Origin of the sequence: Flavobacterium suaedae, assembly GCF_014642915.1 — a bacterium.
Classification (GTDB): domain Bacteria; phylum Bacteroidota; class Bacteroidia; order Flavobacteriales; family Flavobacteriaceae; genus Flavobacterium; species Flavobacterium suaedae.
The window spans coordinates 1-1,355 of record NZ_BMJE01000016.1 but is presented as its reverse complement, the minus strand read 5'-3'; the positions used below and the strand labels follow the sequence as shown (position 1 = coordinate 1,355).

Here is a 1,355-nt window from a genome sequence, read left to right as displayed (position 1 = left end):
GGTATTCTCTTTTTTCCTGACGATCGTGTCTCTAGAAAGGAGGTGTTCCAGCCGCACCTTCCGGTACGGCTACCTTGTTACGACTTAGCCCCAGTTACCGGTTTTACCCTAGGCAGCTCCTTGCGGTCACCGACTTCAGGTACCCCCAGCTTCCATGGCTTGACGGGCGGTGTGTACAAGGCCCGGGAACGTATTCACCGGATCATGGCTGATATCCGATTACTAGCGATTCCAGCTTCATGGAGTCGAGTTGCAGACTCCAATCCGAACTGTGACCGGCTTTGTAGATTCGCTCCTGCTCGCGCAGTGGCTGCTCGCTGTACCGGCCATTGTAGCACGTGTGTAGCCCAGGACGTAAGGGCCGTGATGATTTGACGTCATCCCCACCTTCCTCTCGGTTTGCACCGGCAGTCTTGTTAGAGTGCCCGACTTGACTCGCTGGTAACTAACAACAGGGGTTGCGCTCGTTATAGGACTTAACCTGACACCTCACGGCACGAGCTGACGACAACCATGCAGCACCTTGCAATATGTCCGAAGAAGGGTCTGTTTCCAAACCTGTCATACTGCATTTAAGCCCTGGTAAGGTTCCTCGCGTATCATCGAATTAAACCACATGCTCCACCGCTTGTGCGGGCCCCCGTCAATTCCTTTGAGTTTCAAACTTGCGTTCGTACTCCCCAGGTGGGATACTTATCACTTTCGCTTAGCCACTCAACCTTGCGGTCGAACAGCTAGTATCCATCGTTTACGGCGTGGACTACCAGGGTATCTAATCCTGTTCGCTCCCCACGCTTTCGTCCATCAGCGTCAATTGATTGTTAGTAACCTGCCTTCGCAATTGGTATTCCATGTAATCTCTAAGCATTTCACCGCTACACTACATATTCTAGTTACTTCACAATAATTCAAGTTTAACAGTATCAATGGCAGTGCGACAGTTGAGCTGCCGGATTTCACCACTGACTTATTAAACCGCCTACGGACCCTTTAAACCCAATGATTCCGGATAACGCTTGGATCCTCCGTATTACCGCGGCTGCTGGCACGGAGTTAGCCGATCCTTATTCTTACAGTACCGTCAATCTACCACACGTGGTAGGGTTTCTTCCTGTATAAAAGCAGTTTACAATCCATAGGACCGTCATCCTGCACGCGGCATGGCTGGTTCAGAGTTGCCTCCATTGACCAATATTCCTCACTGCTGCCTCCCGTAGGAGTCTGGTCCGTGTCTCAGTACCAGTGTGGGGGATCTCCCTCTCAGGACCCCTACCCATCATTGCCTTGGTATGCCGTTACCATACCAACTAGCTAATGGGACGCATGCTCATCTTGTACCGATAAATCTTTAATAA

1 rRNA gene is annotated in these 1,355 nt (G+C 50.9%); it reads right to left on the bottom strand.

Features of this window, described 5'->3' with window-relative positions:
- Positions 1-35: 35 nt before the first annotated feature.
- A 16S ribosomal RNA gene (locus tag IEW45_RS14715) occupies positions 36-1,355 on the bottom strand; the annotation flags it as partial.